This is a genomic window from Chitinophaga terrae (ex Kim and Jung 2007) (assembly GCF_900107795.1).
In the GTDB taxonomy this organism is placed as follows: Bacteria; Bacteroidota; Bacteroidia; order Chitinophagales; family Chitinophagaceae; genus Chitinophaga; species Chitinophaga terrae.
The window spans coordinates 20,201-41,338 of record NZ_FNRL01000040.1 but is presented as its reverse complement, the minus strand read 5'-3'; the positions used below and the strand labels follow the sequence as shown (position 1 = coordinate 41,338).

At 41.1% G+C, this 21,138-nt stretch carries 22 protein-coding genes and 1 pseudogene; 10 read left to right on the top strand and 13 right to left on the bottom strand.

Features of this window, described 5'->3' with window-relative positions:
- Positions 1-12: 12 nt before the first annotated feature.
- Positions 13-273: pseudogene (locus tag BLV62_RS26380) on the bottom strand (transposase); the annotation flags it as partial.
- Between the two features lie 125 nt (positions 274-398).
- Between BLV62_RS26380 and BLV62_RS26375 the strand changes: the two are divergent.
- The 5 genes from BLV62_RS26375 to BLV62_RS26355 all read left to right on the top strand — a co-directional run bounded on the left by BLV62_RS26375 (position 399) and on the right by BLV62_RS26355 (position 4,873).
- The gene (locus tag BLV62_RS26375; protein WP_211118340.1) at positions 399-1,577 is read left to right on the top strand and encodes a hypothetical protein; all 1,179 of its coding nucleotides are present in this window, start codon (positions 399-401) and stop codon (positions 1,575-1,577) included.
- Positions 1,578-1,587: 10 nt separating this feature from the next.
- Positions 1,588-2,265 carry a hypothetical protein gene (locus tag BLV62_RS26370; protein WP_089765875.1) on the top strand — a complete coding sequence of 226 codons (678 nt, stop codon included), beginning with the start codon at positions 1,588-1,590 and terminating at the stop codon, positions 2,263-2,265.
- Complete coding sequence (locus tag BLV62_RS26365) at positions 2,266-2,553, top strand: DUF6804 family protein (RefSeq protein WP_089765873.1); 288 nt, start codon at positions 2,266-2,268, stop codon at positions 2,551-2,553.
- Complete coding sequence (locus BLV62_RS26360; protein WP_089765871.1) at positions 2,550-4,355, top strand: protein kinase domain-containing protein; 1,806 nt, start codon at positions 2,550-2,552, stop codon at positions 4,353-4,355. Before BLV62_RS26365 ends, BLV62_RS26360 begins: the two co-directional genes overlap by 4 nt.
- 131 nt (positions 4,356-4,486) lie before the next feature.
- Positions 4,487-4,873, top strand: a complete 387-nt coding sequence (locus BLV62_RS26355) for a TerB family tellurite resistance protein (RefSeq protein ID WP_139170408.1) — start codon at positions 4,487-4,489, stop codon at positions 4,871-4,873.
- A gap of 277 nt (positions 4,874-5,150) precedes the next feature.
- Here the strand turns inward: BLV62_RS26355 and tssD are convergent, their stop codons facing one another.
- The 5 genes from tssD to BLV62_RS26330 all read right to left on the bottom strand — a co-directional run bounded on the left by tssD (position 5,151) and on the right by BLV62_RS26330 (position 9,708).
- Positions 5,151-5,537 carry a type VI secretion system tube protein TssD gene (gene tssD / locus BLV62_RS26350; RefSeq protein ID WP_089765867.1) on the bottom strand — a complete coding sequence of 129 codons (387 nt, stop codon included), beginning with the start codon at positions 5,535-5,537 and terminating at the stop codon, positions 5,151-5,153.
- 433 nt (positions 5,538-5,970) lie between these two features.
- Positions 5,971-6,492 carry a type VI secretion system TssO gene (tssO, locus tag BLV62_RS26345; protein WP_089765865.1) on the bottom strand — a complete coding sequence of 174 codons (522 nt, stop codon included), beginning with the start codon at positions 6,490-6,492 and terminating at the stop codon, positions 5,971-5,973.
- Between the two features lie 52 nt (positions 6,493-6,544).
- The gene (locus BLV62_RS26340; RefSeq protein WP_139170407.1) at positions 6,545-7,666 is read right to left on the bottom strand and encodes a hypothetical protein; all 1,122 of its coding nucleotides are present in this window, start codon (positions 7,664-7,666) and stop codon (positions 6,545-6,547) included.
- Positions 7,667-8,026: 360 nt separating this feature from the next.
- Complete coding sequence (locus BLV62_RS26335) at positions 8,027-8,863, bottom strand: TssN family type VI secretion system protein (protein ID WP_089765861.1); 837 nt, start codon at positions 8,861-8,863, stop codon at positions 8,027-8,029.
- A 32-nt stretch (positions 8,864-8,895) separates the two neighbouring features.
- Entirely contained in the window at positions 8,896-9,708 is an 813-nt protein-coding gene (locus BLV62_RS26330; protein WP_139170406.1) for a hypothetical protein, read from the bottom strand.
- Positions 9,709-9,973: 265 nt separating this feature from the next.
- Between BLV62_RS26330 and BLV62_RS26325 the strand changes: the two genes are divergently transcribed.
- Genes BLV62_RS26325 through BLV62_RS26315 form a run of 3 tightly spaced genes read left to right on the top strand, consistent with a single transcriptional unit; the run spans position 9,974 to position 13,298 of the window.
- Positions 9,974-10,972 carry a PKD domain-containing protein gene (locus BLV62_RS26325; protein WP_089765857.1) on the top strand — a complete coding sequence of 333 codons (999 nt, stop codon included), beginning with the start codon at positions 9,974-9,976 and terminating at the stop codon, positions 10,970-10,972.
- A gap of 10 nt (positions 10,973-10,982) precedes the next feature.
- Entirely contained in the window at positions 10,983-11,399 is a 417-nt protein-coding gene (locus BLV62_RS26320; protein WP_089765855.1) for a GPW/gp25 family protein, read from the top strand.
- A 12-nt stretch (positions 11,400-11,411) separates the two neighbouring features.
- The gene (locus BLV62_RS26315) at positions 11,412-13,298 is read left to right on the top strand and encodes a hypothetical protein (protein WP_089765854.1); all 1,887 of its coding nucleotides are present in this window, start codon (positions 11,412-11,414) and stop codon (positions 13,296-13,298) included.
- A 188-nt stretch (positions 13,299-13,486) separates the two neighbouring features.
- Here the strand turns inward: BLV62_RS26315 and BLV62_RS26310 are convergent, their stop codons facing one another.
- The 7 genes from BLV62_RS26310 to BLV62_RS26280 form a co-directional block, all read right to left on the bottom strand.
- Complete coding sequence (locus BLV62_RS26310) at positions 13,487-14,185, bottom strand: lytic transglycosylase domain-containing protein (protein ID WP_089765852.1); 699 nt, start codon at positions 14,183-14,185, stop codon at positions 13,487-13,489.
- A gap of 26 nt (positions 14,186-14,211) precedes the next feature.
- Complete coding sequence (locus BLV62_RS26305) at positions 14,212-15,069, bottom strand: hypothetical protein (RefSeq protein ID WP_139170405.1); 858 nt, start codon at positions 15,067-15,069, stop codon at positions 14,212-14,214.
- Between the two features lie 5 nt (positions 15,070-15,074).
- Entirely contained in the window at positions 15,075-16,421 is a 1,347-nt protein-coding gene (locus BLV62_RS26300; protein WP_089765848.1) for a DUF5458 family protein, read from the bottom strand.
- A 6-nt stretch (positions 16,422-16,427) separates the two neighbouring features.
- A complete protein-coding gene (locus BLV62_RS26295; RefSeq protein WP_089765847.1) occupies positions 16,428-16,889 on the bottom strand; it encodes a hypothetical protein in 462 nt (153 codons plus the stop codon).
- Positions 16,890-17,063: 174 nt separating this feature from the next.
- Positions 17,064-17,585 (bottom strand): hypothetical protein, encoded by a 522-nt coding sequence (locus BLV62_RS26290; protein ID WP_089765845.1) that lies wholly within the window; start codon positions 17,583-17,585, stop codon positions 17,064-17,066.
- Positions 17,585-17,890, bottom strand: coding sequence for a hypothetical protein (locus BLV62_RS26285; protein ID WP_089765843.1), 306 nt, complete (start codon positions 17,888-17,890; stop codon positions 17,585-17,587). The genes BLV62_RS26290 and BLV62_RS26285 overlap by 1 nt, the downstream gene beginning before the upstream one ends.
- Before the next feature lie 136 nt (positions 17,891-18,026).
- Positions 18,027-19,256: a DUF6807 domain-containing protein gene (locus BLV62_RS26280; protein WP_089765841.1), complete on the bottom strand. Its 1,230-nt coding sequence runs from the start codon at positions 19,254-19,256 to the stop codon at positions 18,027-18,029.
- Positions 19,257-19,372: 116 nt separating this feature from the next.
- Between BLV62_RS26280 and BLV62_RS26275 the strand changes: the two genes are divergently transcribed.
- On the top strand, positions 19,373-20,902 hold the full coding sequence (locus BLV62_RS26275) for a C25 family cysteine peptidase (protein WP_089765839.1): 1,530 nt from the start codon (positions 19,373-19,375) through the stop codon (positions 20,900-20,902).
- Positions 20,889-21,137: a hypothetical protein gene (locus BLV62_RS26270; RefSeq protein WP_089765837.1), complete on the top strand. Its 249-nt coding sequence runs from the start codon at positions 20,889-20,891 to the stop codon at positions 21,135-21,137. Before BLV62_RS26275 ends, BLV62_RS26270 begins: the two co-directional genes overlap by 14 nt.
- The last annotated feature ends 1 nt before the right edge of the window (position 21,138 follow it).

Here is a 21,138-nt window from a genome sequence, read left to right as displayed (position 1 = left end):
AGGGCTTCAAAGCTTTTTTGCAATGACCTCCTTTGCGGCCTCCAAATCAAGGGCAAGATCAGCGTACATCCGCTTAAGCTTGCGGTTCTCTTCCTCCAGTTCCTTTACGCGTTTCAGCTCGCTGCCCTCAAGGCCACCGTATCGCTGCCGCCATTTGTAAAATGAGGCCGGACTAACTCCGTGTTCGCGCGTAATCTCCTGAACACTTTTACCCGCCTCGAATTCCTTAAGAATCTTACTGATCTGCTCCGGGTTGAATCGTTTACCTTTCATAATACACTGTTAAAGTTATCAATCATTTTTCTATTCTCTAACAGTCTTTTTTTAAGGGAAGCTTACACGGAGCTTGGAGCAGTGGTAAAAAGCTGATTGGAGAAAAAGCAACAATTCTTGACGTTTTGTTAATAGAGGGAAAATCAAATGCTTTTGAAATCAATGTTTATGATGAAACAGGAAACAAATTAGATTGTCAACCGAACCAATTTACAATTATACAAGGAATTGGAGGTTTGGACAAAATGCAGGTTCTGCCTTATCATATTGGTATTGGAAAATGGTTTGAAACCGAACAAAAGGATTTATTCCAACCAGCAAAAGGCTTGGAGAAAAACAAGCAAATCGGAAAGGGAATTGTGGGGGTTATTGATAACCTCTATACACGTAGCGATATAAGAGCAGGAATGCGAACAGACATTATAAGAATACCAATATATCAAGGAGATTATAATGCAGAGGGAACAAATCCGCTATTGAATAATTTTGTAAACGAAGTTGTTATCACAGGAGAAACCTTGCCAAAAGTTTTACCAAAAGGAAGTCCTGTAAATATTACGATTAGAGTTGACGGTTCATCTTTGATGAAATTTAGTGCAGAATTTCCGACTATTGAACACGTTGAAGAATTGGAAGTAGAAATCAAAAACACCGAAGCACCCGAAGAAACTTTTTTAACAAACGAAATAACAAAAGCCAAACGAACAGCACAAAGAGTAAATGCTGATGATGTTTCTCAAAATTTAGAAACATTAGAGGAACAACTTGAAAACGAAAAAGGAAGTGCAGACGGAAAAATGAAAATTCTCGACGGATTACGTAAAGAACTTCTGAAATTAGACGGAGCAGAAAAAGCCACAGAGTGGCCTAAAGTAGAACAAGACCTGAAAGATGCGTTTTATGAGTTGGAAGATTTAATTGAAAAAATCAGAAACAATAGTGATGACGGAGATTTGAATATGGAAAGTGTAAACGCCCATATTCAGGAGTACAGAACAAAAATCGAACATATCCTTAGAGAGAAAAATACTAAAGATGCTAAAGAACTTACAAGAGAAATCGGGCAATTAGATTTTGAACTTCGTAATGCTGTTACAGGGAATGCTATGGACGTTCAATTTTTACGCCATCTAAATGATAGCTTTGAAACTTACCATTGGAAAGATGCAACTAAAGCTCGCCAACTAATAAATCAAGGATTACAAATGGCTACTAATGGTAGAACTTCGGGGATCCGACAGATACTTGTTGAACTGATTTCTTTGATGCCTGAAAACGAAAAACCTAAAGAAACATTAGGCTAAACTTGAAGCTATGAGAAAAATTATCATTCCAACTTTGGTATCTGTATTACTGTTAGCTTCTTGTGAATCTGAACAGGCTAAAAAAGAACGATTAGCACGTGAAGAGCAACAACGTATTGAGTATGAACAACAGCGTGCCGAAGAAGAAAGAGCTAAAAATATCCGTCTGGAGCAAGTGAGAATTGAGCAGGCTAAACAAGCAGAAGCAGACCGTATAGAAAGAGAAATCCAATTAGAAAAAGAACGAATAGAACAGGAGAATTACAATAGGTATATCTCTAATTCGCTAAACACAGGAGCAACTCCCTACGCAAGATACTATGGAGGAAATTCGTCTTGTAATGATTATGGATGCTCACAAATAAAGGTCAGAACAAGCAACTCTGATGTTTTGGTCACCATTAAGAAGAATGATAAGGTTGTAAGACACGCATTTATTCAGGCTGGCGATAGTTATACTTTCTCATTTCCAAATGGAACATATCAGGCTTTTTTCTATTACGGAAAAGGTTGGAATCCCGAAAAGGAAATGAAAGGAGGAGAATTAAAAGGAGGGTTTATTGCTAATGAAGATTTTGGAAAAGATGACCCACAATATTTAAGCAATAATGTATTGGAATATGAGCTGATTATGCAACAAAACGGAAATTTCAGTACCAGACCAAGCAATCCCGAAGAAGCCTTATAGATGATTAAAGTAATAAAAATAGCATTAGCCGTTCTTTTAATCGGGTGCTTGTTAGATATGCCCTATGGCTATTACCAATTAGTTCGTTTCGGTGCATTGATAGGTTTTGCATTATTAGCTTATCAATCAAACAAAGAGGGACAGCAAACCGAAATGATTATTTACGGTGCTTTAGCTTTATTATTTCAACCGTTTATCAAAATTGCTTTAGGGAGAGAAATATGGAATATTTTGGATGTAATAGTAGCGGTTGGATTGATGATTAGTTTAAAAGGAAAAAATAAATGACAAAATACAAAGGCATATTACCAAAAGGGTTTTCTATTGATGAAAAGTATAATATTATGCTTTTCATCAAACAGGGAACTAATGCCGAAACCTATCGAGTAAAAGGGAAAGACGGAAAATTATATTTCCTGAAACTATTCAATTATTCAAAATTACACCGTTCAGCCTTTGATAGTGAAAGTAATTTGTTGGAGATTGAGTTTTTGAAAAATATTCAACACGATAATATTATTGAGTACAAAGACAGTGGAGAGCTCATCTTTGAAAATAAAAAGTTTATCTTTTTGGTATTGAACTTCATTGCAGGAGAAACATTATCAGAAAGAATAAGCCGAGAAGCTTTTACCAATTATTACGATATTCAACAAATTATTACAGACGTTTTGAAAGGTTTAAATTATTTGCACAAATTACCCGAACCTATTATTCACAACGAAATCACACCCCAAAATATAATGTTGGATTTGTCAGAAGATATTCCGAAAGCCAAAATTATTGATTTTGGTTATGCAAGGTCATTTCATCAGTCAACAAAAGCATACAACAAAGAAAATCTAAACTTAAACTATGTTGCTTCGGAATGTTTAAACAGTTTGTATTCGCCACAAAGCGATATTTATTCTGTTGGAGCTGTAATGTATCAAATGCTTTTTGGTTTACCGCCTTGGTTTAAAGATATTTCAAAATTTCAATCCGATAGAAATAAAACAGAAGAATTACTTATTGATGAACGGAAAAAGTCTTTGTCTTTTCCAAAACTGACAAATGAAATAATCGGCTATTCTGAAAATGTAAATCTTATTTTGAAGAAAGCATTGAATCAAGATGTAGAAAATCGCTTTCAAAATGTCAGTGAATTTATTCAGGCTTTAAATGGGGAAATAGCGATTGAAGATATTGACAGAGTTCAGCAAGTAACATCAGAAGATAAACCTGAAAAGAAAATTCAAAGTAGGAAAGCAAAAGGCAAAGGGTTTTCTGCCATAGCAGGAATGTACGAACTCAAAGAACAATTACAGTTAGATGTGATTGATGCTTTGCACAATCCCCAAGAATATGCAAAATACGGAGTTACCATTCCAAACGGGATGTTACTTTATGGTCCGCCAGGTTGTGGTAAAACTTTTTTTGCAAAACATTTTGCAGAAGAAGTCGGATTTAATTTTATGTTGGTCACACCATCTACTTTAAAAAGTAGATACGTGAATGCTACACAAGAAAACATAGCAAAAATGTTTCAAGAAGCAGAGAAAGACGCACCCACTATTATTTTTATTGACGAAATCAACGAGTTAGTACCTAACAGAGATTCGGAAGTTCACGAAATGAGTAAAAGTGCGGTTAATGAAATGCTTGCACAAATGGACAGAACAGGAGAAAAAGGAATTTTCATTATTGGAGCAACCAATTATCCGAATATGATTGACCCTGCAATTTTGAGAGCAGGAAGGTTGGACAAAAAATTCTATTTACCGCCACCTGATTTTGAAGCAAGAAAAGCAATGTTTGAAATGTATTTGAAAAATCGTCCGTTGGATTTTGGAATGGATTACGAGAAACTTTCAAATCTGACAGAGCATTATGTTTCGGCAGATATTGAATTATTAGTTAATGAAGCATCAAGATTAGCTTTGAAAACAAAAAAAAGAATTTCAATGAAGATTTTAGAAGAAGTAATCAAGAAAACAAAAGCATCTGTTTCCTTGCAGGAATTAAAAAAATACGAAGTGATAAAAGCAAAAATGGACGGAGAAAATACCGAAAACAAAGGCGAAAGACCAAGAATAGGATTTAAAACTTAAAAATCAAAAAGTATGGACATAATAACATTTGATAAGCTATTATTGAAAACAGCTTTTTGCTGTATGGCTTCAGACGGAAATATTGACAAAAGAGAATTGCAACGCTACAATCTTTATGTCAAAAATTGGACTTGTTTAAAGATTTTGATTTTCAAGATGAGATAAACAAATTGGTAAACAGAATTAATATAGACGGAAAACAATTCATCAAAAATTACTTCGACTTATTAAACAATGCTAACCTAACCGAAGACGAGGAACTTATTTTAATTGACTTTGCTATTCAGACAATTTACGCAGACGAGCAAGTTGAATATTCGGAAATAAAATTTTTCAAAAACATTCGCCATCGACTAAAGATAAGTGATGAAAATATTTTATCCGTTTATCCTCATATTGAGCAATTCTTGGAAGAAGATATAATGACAGAATCTTTTCTTGATAAGATTACCAGCCAATATTTAGAGACAGCGGAAATACCAAAATTTAGTGAGATAACATTGAAAGTCGATGAATAACGATTTATCAAGTTTAAGTAATTACTATTATTCGTATATTTGCTATGAGCTAACGGAAACACGTTGAAAAGCAAAGCAATAAGCACCGTTACCAAATCGTTACCTTGTATCTTTGATTATCCACATAAGAGCCTTGTATTCAACTAATAGGGCTTTTTCCTGAAAACTTTAAAATATAAATACTATGGAGATAGAGGACTTCGCCTTTCAGTGGATGTAAATGCGCTGAAGGCCGAAGTCCTTATCATATGGGGAGTGTAAAATTAGGGTTGCCGCATTACACCCATTCATTAACGTGCGTAGCATTTCCCATTACTATTTCTCTTGCGGAAATGGTAAACGAGATCAACATGGGATATTCATTTTCATAATCGAAAGATTCCTGGAACCTCACGAGGTAGCCTTCTTTGAATTCAAGAGTTTTTAATTTGGAATCGTTATCCCTTTTAAAGAAAGTAATTGTACCATCCTTTCTTTCAAAGTTGTTAACCATCCATTCGAAAAGTTCCGTTTGCCCTGTCGACTCCACTGTAATCCGGATCCGCCCTCCTCTTGTAATTGCCGAGGGCCTGCCGGTAGCATCAATTTCCTGGGATAGCTCATAGGTAACGTGCTGGATATTATATTGTTGTCCGCTTACCTCTAACTTTGCTTTAAATGACATAATGTATATTTTTTGGGTTTAACAGATGATCGTGGGACCTCGATACCTGGGATAATCTTTACGATTCCCTGGTAATTTATTTTGTTCCTGCAACAGCTTAAAGCCTCTCCCTCAGCAACAACTTAGAGCTTTTCTCTTAGGAACAGATTGGAGCTTCTCTCTTAGCAACAGCTTAGAGCTTCTCTCTTAGCAACAGCTTAAAGCTTCCTTCTTAGCAACAGCTTAGAGCCTCTCCCTCAGCAACAACCTAGAGCCTCTCCCTCAGCAACAACTTAGAACTTTTCTTTTAGCAACAGATTAGAGCTCTTCTAACAGCTACAGATTGGAGCCTTTTCTTCAAACGATACAACTCAACAGCCGCGGTTGCGATAGCTCCAGCAGCCGCAACGAGATATTGATCAAAACGTCCATTTTTCATCTCAACATGTACCAGCTAATTACTCCTGCTATGCAATAGAAGCATTTGCCTGCAATTATCCAGGTCTCTGCTTTTTATTTCCAACTGATCATTCAGAAGTTGTAATTTCTCCTTTAACGAAATTATTTCTTCCTGGGCCCGCAAAAGGTTCCTCAACTGCTGTTTGCTTTGCTGCAACGACAGGAAAACCTGGATAATATTATCATAGAAACTGAAATAGCTCGATTCTTTCGGGATATGATTCCGGATATCAACTAAGGCGCCTGTAACTACCTGATCTATATATCCGGCATTCTGTTCAGGTGCATTAACAATATCCAGGTTTCCCTTTATGCTGTTAAATTTAAGGTGTATGGCCTGCTGCTGCTCAAAGTCCTTTCTCCATTTCTGCAATTCCTTTAAAAGGTCTTTGTTCTCCTGAACGGGGACCTGGTAGTTCAGGAAAACAGCTGCGATGATCAATGTAGTTGTGACAACATAAAATAGCAGGAACCATAAAAAGGCGGCGACCCGTTCCCGTTTATTAAGTGGTTGCATAGTGTTGGTTTATTGTTTAGAAACTCAATGCCAGCCTAATTACTTATCGTTATTAATCGGTAAAAAACGGGGAACGTATCCTGTGTTTACTCAGGTAACTTGCGTCATCATGCGATTCTTCCTTCACGAAAATATTCGCCTCCTGCTTTCTTCCTATAAAGTCTAACTGGCAGAGGTTCTGAAACAACCTGCTGATAAATTCGGCAAACCGTATAGCCGGGGCCGCACTATTTTGGATATCGGTATGTTGATAATGCAGGTTCGCACATTGGGTCAAAATAGTTTCCATCTCCTTTGCGTTAATCCTGCTCCATTCCGACAAATAAGCGACCAATTCTTCCCGGGTAGAATATGCCCGTTGATCAATGGCATTTTTAAATGTCCTTGCCATCCCGGCTATTATTTCAAGCATATAAACTGGTGGTTGATCAAGCAACAGGTTTTTAAACAATCCCAGTTTTGTATTGAGGTAATGAATCAATTGTGTAGAGAGTTGTAAAATAGCTTCTCCCAATTCGTGGTATTGCTGTTTGAAATGTATTTTCTGAATGATTCCAATAAGATGAAGTTCAGCTTGAGACAGTATTGCCAGCAAGTATTCAAACATCGCTACCAATCTTGGATGCGCCTTTAGTGTCCGGCAAGGCGGAATATAATCCTGGCTGATTGCCGGCGCCCCGTTGTTAAATTGTATCCTTGCAACCGGTACCTGGAAATCACTGATCTCATTCAGTGCTGTGGCATGAATTACCGTTAAGTAATAAGTTGGAATGCTATATGGAAACCGGGGAGGAATTTCGTCTAATAAGGGTTTCCCTACCGGCCGGCGATTAAATGGCTGTACGCCGATTATGATGAAATATACCTCCCCGGGAATAACTTCCTCTGGTTTATGGTTCAGTTCAATAAAGAGCCGGTCATCTGACAATTGTTGAAGTATCCCGTTATTTATTTCAATCCTGGCGCCTGAAGGGGTAATTGCCTTGCAATACGTGGTCTTGATATTCCACTCCCCCTGGTTGTCTGCATTCAACCAGCAACTTATCGGAGCTTCAGGTCCAGGAATGGCTAATAATCCGTAATTGTACCCGTTCATATCCAGGGTATTGGAATCCCGTATCTGATCCAGAAGCGCGTTTTCTGAATCGATGAAATGCTGCTTTCTTATTTTCATTCCGTCAACCCAATTGGTTGAAAAAAAAGAAATAGAGTTCATTGTTTCAATGATTAATTCATGCGTCTACAATAATAAGGTCACTCTTCCTGGTGAAGCCACTACCCCACTTCCTTCCTTCCCTCCTTCCTTCCTTCCTTCATTCATTCATTCATTCATTCATGCATGCATGCATGCATGCAATCATGCAATCATTGAATCATTCATGCAATCATTGAATCATTCATGCAATCATTGAATTGAAGCAAAGTAGTACTCCTTGTTCACATGCCAAAGCAATCTTCCTGTCTCTCAGCTATTCTGCTTTATTTATTCATTAGTAATGATTTAGATCCGAAAAAGCATGTTGACTTTTATTCATTATTCAGTCATACGTCTGCAGATAATTATATCATTCTCTTTCAGCCTGTTCATAAAAACGGCTTTATCCGGATCCAGAAGCCTGGGTTTAAACCACCATTTACGTTTCTGGTAAAAGCACCAGGCCGACGATGATCCATTACCTGCCGAACAGGTTATGGGAGTATCGGGATGCCGTTCGTTATAATCCACCACGAAATGATAGAACAGGTCGCCCAGGTCCATTTTTATAGGAGCTTTGGCCCTGAAGAAAGTAAAATAATCATCCACATCTTTTTGAATCCAAAAGCCAATGAGAACCGGATCCCGCAATTCAGTTTCCGACATTTCCTTTACCTCCCTGTTTTGCGGATATAACCACCATTGATAGGTCCTGGTTGGTATATCGGCCAATCGGCCAAGCCTGTGTAATGCAATCGGTCCTCCGAAAGCCAGACCGCTGGATAAGGTAAATACAGACATAAAGGCATTTGACATCCGGAGAACATTAAGAACTGTCAAGGCAGTAAGACCTATTGTTACAGGAATCATCGTAAATGATATTATAGTACTTCGCTGCTCTTCCAATAGCTGCCAGCGGGTAAAAGCAAAATAGACATGCAGACCTCCCATAAAGGCAAACATGCATTGAAAAAGCGTATATAATGGCCAGGTTCCAAGCTGGTATATGAAACCATAAGAAGCTACCGCCAAACAGAAGAATAACAGGAAAATTAAATAGACATAGATCTGGCCCCGGTACTTTAATTCTTTGTATGATCTAAGAAAAATGATCCATAGTAAAATACCTGCACCGATCAGCGGAGCCGCCCTAATAACCTGGAAAAAGAAAAACATAGTCTGACTTTTTAACGCTCCAACCGTTCTGCTTAAATGGCTAAATTCAACCCAATCCTTGACTGCGTGGCATTGTCGGATAACCATGCACTTTGTTCCGATGCAGGAAACAAATATTGAGTTGTTGCTTCTATATCACAAGGCAGCAAGTATTTATAACAGAGGTTCAATACTCTCCAGTATGCTTGCCCCGGCATGAATTCCAGTATTGGTTTGGTGAGTGGACCTATAGAGATCTCCCATCTTTCCATATCTGAATAGTAAGCAGGACCTGTTATCGTAGTTATCCCCAGGCAACTGGCATTCAGCCTGCTTTCAACATCCGCAGTCGTTCTGCCGGCGCAGCGTTGGCGACTAAGTTCCACTCTTTCATCCAGTATCCATTCCAGGTACCTGGATACTTCGTTTCTGCGGCCGCCGATTTTATGGAGGTATGGCAACAATAAACGTATTTTCAGCAAAGCAGGAGCCGGAAGATTTTCAATATCACCCCCGGGCGCCAGGACCATTGATAAATTATTACTCATTACCTCTTCGTATTGCTCAACGAGTAACCGCTGATAAAAAAGCTCCCTTTCGCATGGACCGAAGAATAGTCTTGCATTTATCTCCTCTGTCCTGTGTTGCCGGTATTGCCGAACGGCTTTGGCGAGTGTATCCGTTTCGTTCAGGAGGTGATGGAATACCCCGGCAGGCAGCTGATCATATATACCAGCCCTCGGAAGTAAAAAATGTAATGCGCCTTTATTATCTACTTTAACGGTATCCGACAAATAGGGTTTGTGTAATGTACCAATCGTGTTAAAATGGATCAGCGACAGCGGAACGCCAGCATTGACAAACAATAAAACAAGGACTTCAGCACGAATGTATTGTTCAGATCTTAACAGTTCTTTTAGGGCTTGAATTAAATCAATTCCGGTATCCTGGGCAAACATATCTGCGGTATTGGTTAACAAACAAATTCAAAATGTGAGACACAAAAATAACGCGAGATTCAATTGCTCATTTAATTCTTAATAAAAAAAAAGTAAAAAAATTTCTGTTAAGAATTAAGGTTGAATCAAAAAATTTGTCTTAAGATTGCTGCCAGATCACAAAATCCCAACCATGTTGTTTGTTAACCGCCAGTACAGATTCAAGGCGCCCCTGTTTTTGGATGTTATGATCATCCGTATGTTTGCCAGTATATTTATTTTAGCACTAATTCTGTTATACATTCAATGGAACCTGCGGCCAATTTGTAATGCTATAGGCATTTATATCATTAACAGTCAGAAAACACTGCATACCGGAGAAGTGATCGCCTTCGATATAAAAGGCGCGCGGGCTGAATATGTCTATACCTGGGAATTTGGCGACCGGCAAGGTTCCTCAGGCAAACAGGTATACCATACCTACCATAAACCGGGCACCTTCCTGGTGAGTGTTACCGCCGGCAAATGCCGATGGAATAAAGAGGTAATGATACGGCCAGCATTGATTCCGGTCATTCCTAAAATCGCAGAAGAAATATTTCCTGTAATTGAAGGTCCGGCAACTACCTACGTGGGAAGAGCAACCCGGTATTCCAACAATACTCCACAGGCGAAGAGCTGGTTGTGGAGCCTTATTGATCAACCAGAAGCGAAATATACACAGTCTAATATCACACTTGTATTTGATAATCCCGGCGAACAGGTACTATCCCTGATCGTAAACAATGACAGCAACCACCTGGTCACTAAACGGATACTCGTACTTCCCATGCGGCCAACAGCGCCGGATATCAAGCCAGTAAAACAGGTAGAGATACTGCCGGCGCCAGTCAACTCTCCGCCGCCAAAAAAATCTTTCATCCCAATTACCACGGAAGAGTTCAAGTATCTGCTCTCCCAGGTAGCAAATAAAACACGGAAAGCAAGCGACTTCCAGCCATACCTCTGCGATCCCTCCATCAATGTTATCATAAACGGAAACGAAAGCATAGACTTCAACTCCTTCTGCCACCGGATCTATGGTAAAAGAAAATTGCAAATAGAGCAACTGAACCTGAATAAAGATCAGAACGGCTGCATCAGAGAGATAACGATCATTAACAACCGGAAAAAGGTATTGGGGATCTTTTAAATGATAGAAAATGGATGGAACGTTTTACCCAATCCCCTTCCCCTGCATGGAGATCATGCAACAAAGGCCCGTCAGCAGGATTACGTTGGAAGAGTCCATAGAACAGCATATACGCCTGATAATAACAACAGCCTGCACGGAAATCAGGGATAGCTATGGCTGCGACTGGTGGAAGGATGAATTTGATATATCAATTGAAAAGTATTGCCTGATCATGCGAATAGAATATTCTATCAAAATGGCAATCCGGCAGTATGAAAAGAGAGTGGAGGTTGACAGGATAATCACCGATATCCGGGAAGAACAATCTACTATTAACAGCCAATTCGTAAAAAAAAGAATTTACATCTATATAGCTGGTCATATTGTCGAAACCCGGCAACCTTTCCAGTGCAATATTTCATTTTTTATCTCTCCCCTTTCCTGAAAAGAAAAGCATATGACTTTTGATAACAAAGAAAGTATTAAAAACAGGATGTTGAAGCATGTCAACCAGGTATGGAACCATCCTGCTTCAGATAGTGCTGTTTCATATGATCCAATTGTGCAGCTATTATTGGATGTATTGGCTTCAGAATTAGCGCAGCTTTCATTCTCCTATAAAAACGCTGACAACCGGATAACCGAAGAAATAGCCGCTTTGCTGCTACCAGAACAGGAATTAGGTGCACTCCCAGCTTACGGGGTAATGCATGTGACGCCAACAGATGAAATATTGGAAATAACACCTTATCAACAGTTTGTTGCTGTGGATAACCCACCAGGAACCAATCAACCACTTTTCGTTTCAACCATAATCAATCAACCAGTTTACCCGCTGAAATTACAAGTACTTATAAACAGCGGTATGGTCCTGCAACTCAATAAGCATTGGCAATATGAGACTTATACACGCCTGCAACCTATGTCCCTGGGCCATAACATTGTTTATCTGGGCGTGGGGGTATGCAATAAAGATTCCTTTTTGCACAGCAACCGCTCGCTCAAAGGGCTAACTATCTGCTTTAATTCCAGCAATGAAAAGCTGTACGAATACCTGTCCTGGTTACAGGTTTCCATTGGTAAGGAAAATATTTCGTATAAACGGGGATTACACTTCGAAAACAGCAACTACGTTCGAGAAGGAAACAACGACATCATTTCGCATAAGCGGGAACTACAACCCGAAAACAGCAACTACATTCACGAAGGAAGCAACCACCTTCCGCAGAACAGCTGTCATTACAATAAATACATAGACCGAACAATCAAGCGGGTCAATAAACATTATATTACGATCACCGATGAGCGGCCGTTAGCGGGGCTTATAAACGCCGATACCAGGGAAGCAGAGCATTTAGATATTCCCAATTTGCAGCAACCTGCTTTCTGGTTAAAACTGCACTTTCCTGAGAACATCGAACCTGATCTTGTAGAAAATATGGTTTGCAATATCAATTGTATACCCGTAATCAATGTGAAGCTGGAAGAACAAGTAATAAAAACAAATCCTTTAATGAATATTATCCCGCTTGAGTCCAATAGCCAATTCTTCGCCGTAATCAGCCTGCAGGATGATCAGAATAAAGCGTTCAAAGAAATTACACAAAAGAGTTACCTAAGCCTTGATGCTCATGAAATGACGCTTAGATCAAACATCGTTCATCATAACGAGCGGTCGGTGATAACGCAAATCGACAGGCTGATTGATATAATTAAATCGGAGCAGATCATTTTTACATTAGGCAGGCGGGAAAACATCCTATCACAATTGGAAACATTGCAACAAACCATCTCCGCAATCGAAAAACAGATCAGCGAGGCAAATAACAAAGTTCCAAGTGTGCATTTAATTGCTAAAAGCCCGCCTCATGCAAAATACCTGACAGTAAAATATTGTTCAACTGACGGCGCCCAGGTCACGAATACCAAAAAAGGAAGCAGGTTCCGGGAATACAATACTAGCCATTTCCAATCTTCAAGTATAATGCTATTCAGTAATCTTACCGGCGGAAGAGCGCAACTTTCTCCATCCAGGAAGGTCGACCATTTCAGGTTTCAATTGCTTTCGAGAGATCGGATTGTCACTATTTCCGATGTAGAATTGCTGTGCAAAAAAATCGCCGGCGAAATAGCGAAAAAAGTAATTGTGTCCATCGGTACATCAATCTTGCCGGGGAATAGTGGTTATTCCCGTTGTATTAATATTGATATACACTATAATATAGCGAGGGAGGTTAATAAAGACAGGATTAAATTAATGGAAGAAGAAATCCGGTTTGAACTTGAAGAAAAAGCATGCGGCGTATTTCCGTATAATGTAAGATTCATCGGGGGGGTAGAGTAACTTGTGCACATTTACCTAAAATTACCTACACCACTGCTCCCAATGTAGCATCGCTGCACAAAAAAAATCGCCGTCGAAATGGCAAAGAAAGTAATGACCTCCTTCGGCGCATCAATTTCGCCCGTAAGTAGTAGTTATTCCCGTTGTATCAATATGGCTATATTCCATGATATAGCGAGAGACGATCATTACTTAAAATCCCTCACACCACTGTTGCCTGCAAAAACAGACCAGTCACTGAACACATCATCAAATACATTGTCAACAACCGAATTATTTGTTATTCTTCCCTGCAAAAACAACTTATAAACGATGATCCTATAAATATAATCGTTCGTCTCTTTGTTCACTCGTAACTGGTAAAAGTTATTTACACCCTGCTGATTCACCGCCTTACTTATCTTCCCCATCCCGGCGTTATAAGCTGCGGCCGCTAATGTCCAATTCTTAAACCTGCCATACAACTTGTTAAGCAGTTTGCATGCCGCAACGGTAGACTTTATAACCTGTTCTCTTTCATCTACAACGTTAGTGACAGCAAGCCCCAACTCCTTTGCCGTTCCGGGCATAATTTGCCAGATCCCCCTGGCCTTTTTACCCGATTGTACATTGAGTAGAGCACTCTCCGCTACGGTCAGGTATTTGAAATCTTCCGGTATTTGGTACTTATCCAGGATCGACTCAATTATAGGAAAGTACAACCGGGCCCTGGTTCTTATTACCTTAAGCTGCGGTTCAGAAAATAATTTATCATTACTAATATCCAGGAAGTAATGAAGCGCCAACTGGTTTGTTAACGGTAATTCCTCGCCTGCAAAAGAGATATCCTGGGCACACGTCCTATCTAAGACATGTACAAATATCAACAATACTAAATACCTTTTCATCTCTAAATATTAAATACAGTTTTTACTTAGCGCAATGCTTTAACCGGTAAATAAATCGCTGTCTTCCAACCCGTGTTTTTTGCTTTTAATAAAAAGATCAATTGCTCTTTTTTCATGTGCTGCCATGAACTGACAACAAATACCAGATCAGATTGCATCCCCGGGGCAATCCTGCCTGCTCTCTGAAAGATAACAGGAAGCGATTTCATAAAGGCAGGGTGCTCTTGGGGCTTGTGCAGGAGGATAGGCCTGTCTATCTCCAGGGTTGCGGATTGCCTGTTAAAAACCCTCAAACTGAAATAAGTAAAGCCATTCAAGGTCAGCGTCGTAACGAAACGCACCTGTACACCATCTTCGGTCACTTTGTATTTCCTGCTCGCTTTGTGGTATTTGCCAAAATCCTCTGCAATCTTTTGTACCGTTGAAGTATCCACATTTGAAGGTTGCTCATTTTCTGCCAGCCTGCTCAACAGGTTATTAATGGGAACAAGGTCTGTCCTTTTAATGGTTTTAGCCAGGAAAAGATCCGGCCGGGCTACCGGATGTATTTCCTGTTCGTCTGATATTGAATATTTAAGTCCTTCGATCCCCGGGTGTTCCTTATACGACAGGACAAAATAATGCAGCGCCTTTCCCTCCCTGATAACAATATTGGTAGGCTTAGGATTGGAATTGATTGCCCTGATAAGTATTATGTTTCCATCTATAATACGGTAGTCATAGTCTGCATTCTTTCCATCTCCCAACTGGAAAGTGATCACCGGTTGCGCAGATGTAATGATCGTTACGGTTCCCTTTGCAGTAAAAATACTATCCTGCTTTACCTGGCACTGAGCCTGGATTGCCAAACAAACAGCTAACAAACAACACCAATGCTTTCTCATAAATGCTATTTTTTATGATCTTCCTCATACGCCGTATCCCAGTCTGTTCCTTCATCTCCTTTCTGCCCATCCATCCTGATCAGAAAGTTTTTTGCAGGGAAGTAAGGTTTCAAATGAACATCCAGGTACACCCGATCCTTCTGCCGGGGATCCTGTTCAAACCGCTGGATACTGAAATCTTCTATTAGTTTGTCGGGCCCTGTAATTCCGTCCAGGAAGCGGACTATTTGTCTTACTACATCCTTTCTTGTGTTGGCATTAAAGTTCTCAAAAGCCCTCCTGTTAAGGAAATCCATCAATACTTTTGTAACAAAATCAAATACCCTTACTACGGAATAGGTTTGAAGACCCAGGTTATCGCCGTTAAACAATGTTTTCGCACTGAATGCCATCACCTTCCCGTACTCTTTCACCAGCGGGATCAATCCCATTTTCTCCAGAACCGCTACCTCGCTTTTCTTCAATGCAAACTTTACTGCATCCACTTCTTCCAATGATCCAAACTTCTTACCAGCCGCCACCTGCGACATTAATGTCTGGTATATTTTACCTGCATAAGCTCCTGAGGGAGGTATATATAAATGGTCTTCTTCGTTTACAGACAGGTACTTTTCCCTGCCAATGATCCAGTTGCAGAGCATGATCACATTCGAGCGATGTATTTCTCCTCCCGTCAGGTTAGCTGAATCAAACATCTCCATCACATCATCGGGCGCATCCAGGTGGGCAAAATCCGTTATCAGCATTACTTTGTTCCGGTGCGCGATCTGCGCCCACTTTTCTATGATCTTGTTTGCCCCCAGGTAACCAGGTATTACCAACAAACTATAATTCTCTTTAAGGTCTAACCTGTCGTAATGTTTTACCAGCTCTGTTTCCACGGCATCAATGAACTGGGTGTTATCCAGATCTTTCAGTTGGGCTAACGAAGCGTTGACAAAAGAAATATTTTTCACCTTATCCTGGCCGGTGTTTGCAAAGAATAATGCGACGTTCCGGTAGCTTTTTTCTAATTCTTTTATTGTGTCGAGCGCCTGTTTAATGTTGGCAAGCAACACACCCGACAAAGACTGGACCTTGTTATCGCAATAATTCCTCATTTCATCCACTGTTCCAGAATTCATCAATAGTTGCTGCCACAAATAAAGCGCCTTCTTTAATGCCTCCCTATCCGCTTGCCTGGAAGTTTCTGATAGAAAGATCTCCTTTCTTGCTTTCCGTTCAGGGTTTAAATTCTGGGCTCCTTCAATTGTATTTTCAAGCAGGTCAAACCCGCCGAACTTAACCAATTGCTCGGCCTGCATGGTTATGTCAAATGCGGGTACTTCCTTTTGCAGTTGTGTTCTGGCCATAATAAGTCAAGGGTTAATAACATTAATATTTTCCAACGTGGAGATCATAGATTGAATAGTGGAAAGAAGCGCCCTCCTGGCTGCAGGATCTTCCAGGGCGGCTATCAGCCGTTTATTCCCTGCTAATTGCTGCATCATTTTTACATATTGTTCTCTTTCCGAGGAAAGATCTTTCAGGAAAACACTTTGCTGGGAAAGCCCTTTTATGCTAAACCCCGACAGTTGGGTAAATGCCAGTTTTTCTTCTACCGCTTGCCCATCCTCCCCCTGGAAGCGGATATGGACGGCAGGATGGAAATATTCAAATACCTGGGAAATATTGGTCAACCCCTGAACTATTACCGGCTGTTCGGGTGGGTCACTGGTTAACTGTTCAATAAACAATGTCCGGTTATGTGCAATATCAACAATTGCCTCACTGGCGGTGGGAGTTACTTCAATTCCACCAATACCTATACTTTTATTCATGGCTAACAAACGATGAAAATTAACTAGCAGTTCAACTAACTGCTAACGGGTTAACAATGGGGCGAATTTAAACTATGAAATGCAATGTGTCCTTAATTCTTAACAGTTATTTTTCATTCATTTTAGAGAAAAGTCTTTTAACGAAAGATCAATCATAAGCGCAACTGCTTCCCTTCAGTTGGCAGACCAGTGTATAGTAGTTCCACCAATTCCATACCGGCGGGCTACAGGCCTGCTTAATAAAGTTTTTATCGACTCTACGTTTTCAGCCGAAACAGGCAATTTGAACAAGGAAGGATGATCGGATAAAACGATCTGTACATATTCCATAGGAAAAAATTTCAGGCGTACGGATCGCAGCGGGATAAAGATCTTGTAATCTGTATAGTTGATGAGTTGGCAGATCACTTCTCCTCTATCCAGCAACTCGATCAATTCAACGATCCTGTATGGTCTTTTTGCAATTTCATTCAACCGGATGAGATAAGGTATGGCCGCTCCTGCCGGGAGCATCAGCAATACCCAGAAAACGGGCGGCGGAACGGCGCCATGACGGCCTGCCAGCAGGACATAGCCAACCAGTGCAAAGATCAGTAAAGAAGTAACTTCAACGATAAGGAACGCTTGCATCGCCTGTTTCTTATCTCTCATGTGTACTTCAAACAATTGGGCTTTCAGTTCAGGAAGGTTATCCATTAAGTATCTCTTTTAGATCTTACTTTATATAATCTGACTATATTGCTGATTGCCAGATAGAAACCGGATAGTGAAATAACCGCATAAACTGCCAGCAACACTATCGCCTTTTTACCACTAGCCTGGTAAACCAAACTCTCTATTCTGGTAATAGCTGCCGTCGCGTTTTCCGTATGTTGAAAAAGGGTGTATCTGGAATAAAACAATATGGCACCTCCAATACCTAACAGCAATCCTGCAACAACGTTGCCCCAGGAAGGCGGATCATCAGTTTCCGGTCCACGCTTATTGAGGTGTTCACTCATAAAAAGGAAATGGTTATTACTATAGGGTTTTGCATGTCCGCATCTACAGGTTCTCTCGAGGTTAACCGAATCAAACCCGGGTCATTCACCTTACTAAAATAAATTAAAATGGGGTAATTCACAAATATCCCCCATCTTATTGCTTCATTTCTACTTTTACTTCCACCGGGTATGCATAATCGTTATACGCGGCTTCCGCTTCTTCTGCCGTAATATCACCCGAATATACCATAACACGATACTTTAACTGGTAACGCGCGCCGGGCGTCAGCTGCCAGCTCTTCATTTTGGTAGGCGAATAATTAAACATCAATTCCCCTCCTTCCATATTCTCAGGCCAAACCCTCACCGGTTCCGGCGAATCGTAATTATCCGGGAAATTCATTATCAGCATTCCTGCCTTCCCATCAGGAGTGGCGCCCGAAATCTTTACCCACCTGGCACGGGTGCTGTCTGCATCTTTCCTCGTCTTTCCTTCGGATGTCGACACCTGGCTGGTTGCCGGTGTGAAGTATGCCGTTGTTCGTAATCCGAATCCGCCGCCATAACGGTATTGCAGCAACGTAATACCGCTCGGGGTCGCTGGCGTGAAGGTGCTGGAAAAATCCCATAACCGCCGGGTGCCTTCCTTATAAACGGGATAGACCTTTACCATCCAGGTCTCATGTATCGCCGTTTTTTTACTCCCATCTTTCAGGAAAGCAATATGATCCTGCGATGATCTGAAACCGCACCATACAGGTCCTGAAAATGTTTCCAGTCCGCCTGCATAAATTACCTTGCCTTCTTTTTTCTGGATATTCCAGAAGTCTGTTTCCCTTCCTTCGAAAGAAGTATGCGTCCATGGATTCCAGATGCCCATATGATGCATATGCGATGCGTTAGGGAAAATATTCGTTAATACTACCCCGTTAGGAGCCCATAAAGGATGTATAAAAGCTGAACGGTTGTAAAGCGTATCCACTCCCCCGGGCGCCGGTACCGTGTTATAATTATACTGCAAGACCGGTTGGTTGCCTTCCTCCAACAGCAACTGGTTATTTACAGTTCTCGCCTTCATATAAACGTTCGCAGCCGCTTTTTCCTTGCTCAGTACAAATTTCCTTTCACTTCCCGCGGGCGTTGCTCCTTCCAGTATCCAGCTTAACTGGGTACCCTGCACGTACCCTGCTACCGCATGCCTCTTTCCGTTCACTTCTTCTTCCAACACCACAGCCCCCTGAGCAAGGTCAGGCATTGTCGTATATACTATACTGTTATATCGATCATACTTCCCCGCTTTCACTGTAAAAACGGCGATTGTCTGGGCTTGTGACATAATACTGCTTAAAATGAACAAAACCGGCAACAGGATCATTTTTCTCATAACTATGGAAATCGATTTCCAGAAAAATACGCTTTACTTTCACAGTTTGCAAATACTCCTGTAACTTCCGTAAAATATTAGTTTATTTAATATTTTTGGCTATTAAATCCAGCGTAATGGCTACCCCTTTTATACGTATGCTGACGACGAAACTTATTATCACCAACAGATCTGCACTTGAGCAGAAATACGGAGAACCTTACCAGCTTATCCTTGATGATCTGAAAGCCCTGCAGGCCCGCGACAATGAAAAACTTCTCGATACCAGGATCATTTTTCTTGACGATGCCGCTCAAATGCAGTCGGCCAATGCCACCCCGGTAACTGTGTATAATGATGAAGCACAATGCAAACAGGCTATCGACCAGCTTTACCGGTTCTATACACCCGGCTACATCGTGATCCTCGGTTCCCAGGACATAGTGCCGCTTCAAAAACTGAAAAACCTGCTGCCCGGCGACCATGATCCGGATGCTTTCATCCCCAGCGATCTGCCGTATGCCTGCGATACGCCGTATGACACTGATCCGGGCAAATTCATCTCTCCAACCCGCGTAGTAGGCCGTATCCCGGATATTCCCGCAGTTGCTGATGTCAATTACCTGCGTACCCTTCTCAGTAATATTATCAATGCCCGCCCGGTAGCGAAAGAAGAATACCAATCCTATTTTTCTATCAGCACCTACGACTGGCAGGAATCAACCCGCCATAGCCTGCTGGGCATCTTCGGCAACCACGATAAAATGCTGATCTCCCCGGGCGACAATGAACTTACCGGTACCAACTGGACAACAGAACTTTTTCCTAAAACGCATTTTATTAATTGTCATGGCGCCATTAACAACCCGGGATATTATGGGCAAAAACTGACAGATTTCCCTTTAATTCTCCGGTCGGATGTCCTCGCAGACAAGATCTCGCCCGGCACCGTAGTTGCCGCCGAATGCTGTTATGGCGGCCAGTTATTTGATCCAAAGAAGAACGGGGCAAAAAGAATGAGTATTGCCAATAGCTACCTGCTTAATAAAGCCCTGGGATTCCTGGGAAGCTCCAACATCGCGTATGGACCATCAACCGGCCAGGGACTGGCAGACCTGCTAACGCAGTTCTTCCTTCAAAATGTGCTGAATGGCGCGTCTACAGGCCGAGCGCTCCTGGAAGCCCGCCAGAAGTTCCTGAATGAAATGGGGCCGACCCTGGACCCCTTCGAACTGAAAACAGCAGCACAGTTCAACCTCCTGGGCGATCCATCCTGGCAACCCGTGGTGAACAATATGGACCCCGGCGTCGCTGAAACCCGCGAAATATTTATCAATACATTACAAAACAGGAGAGACAACCTGGAAGCAAGAGGAAAAATGCTGGACGATTTTATTCATGTTCCACACCCGGCAGATACTGACGAAGTGGACCCCTCTGTGCATTCAGCGATCAGTCAATTATTGCAGGAAAAACAATTCACAGATAAAACGCTTCCTAAAGTATTTATCAACAGGAAAAAGAAATATCATCAGCAGGCGCATTCTGTTAAATTTCATGTATTTTCGGAGCCGGCAGAACATGAAGGAACACCCATCAGGAAGGTGTTAGTTGTTAAAGAGAAAAATAATCAAATCTTAGGTTACCGGGAGTATGTCAGCAAATAATACCATCACCCTTACAGGCCGCCTTGTTTTACGTCCTTTTGCTATCAAGAGCAAAAGCGAACACCTGGCTGTTTATATCGTTACCGACCAGGGCGAATACCTTATCAGGCAGGCCGACGGGAATCCTTTTATGCCTAACGAACTGATGCCGCTGGCAGGCAAAACCATCGTTGCAACGGGCACAATAGAAGATTATGTTTTTCTTGCGGAATCGTGGTACGAGCCGGAAGTATAGC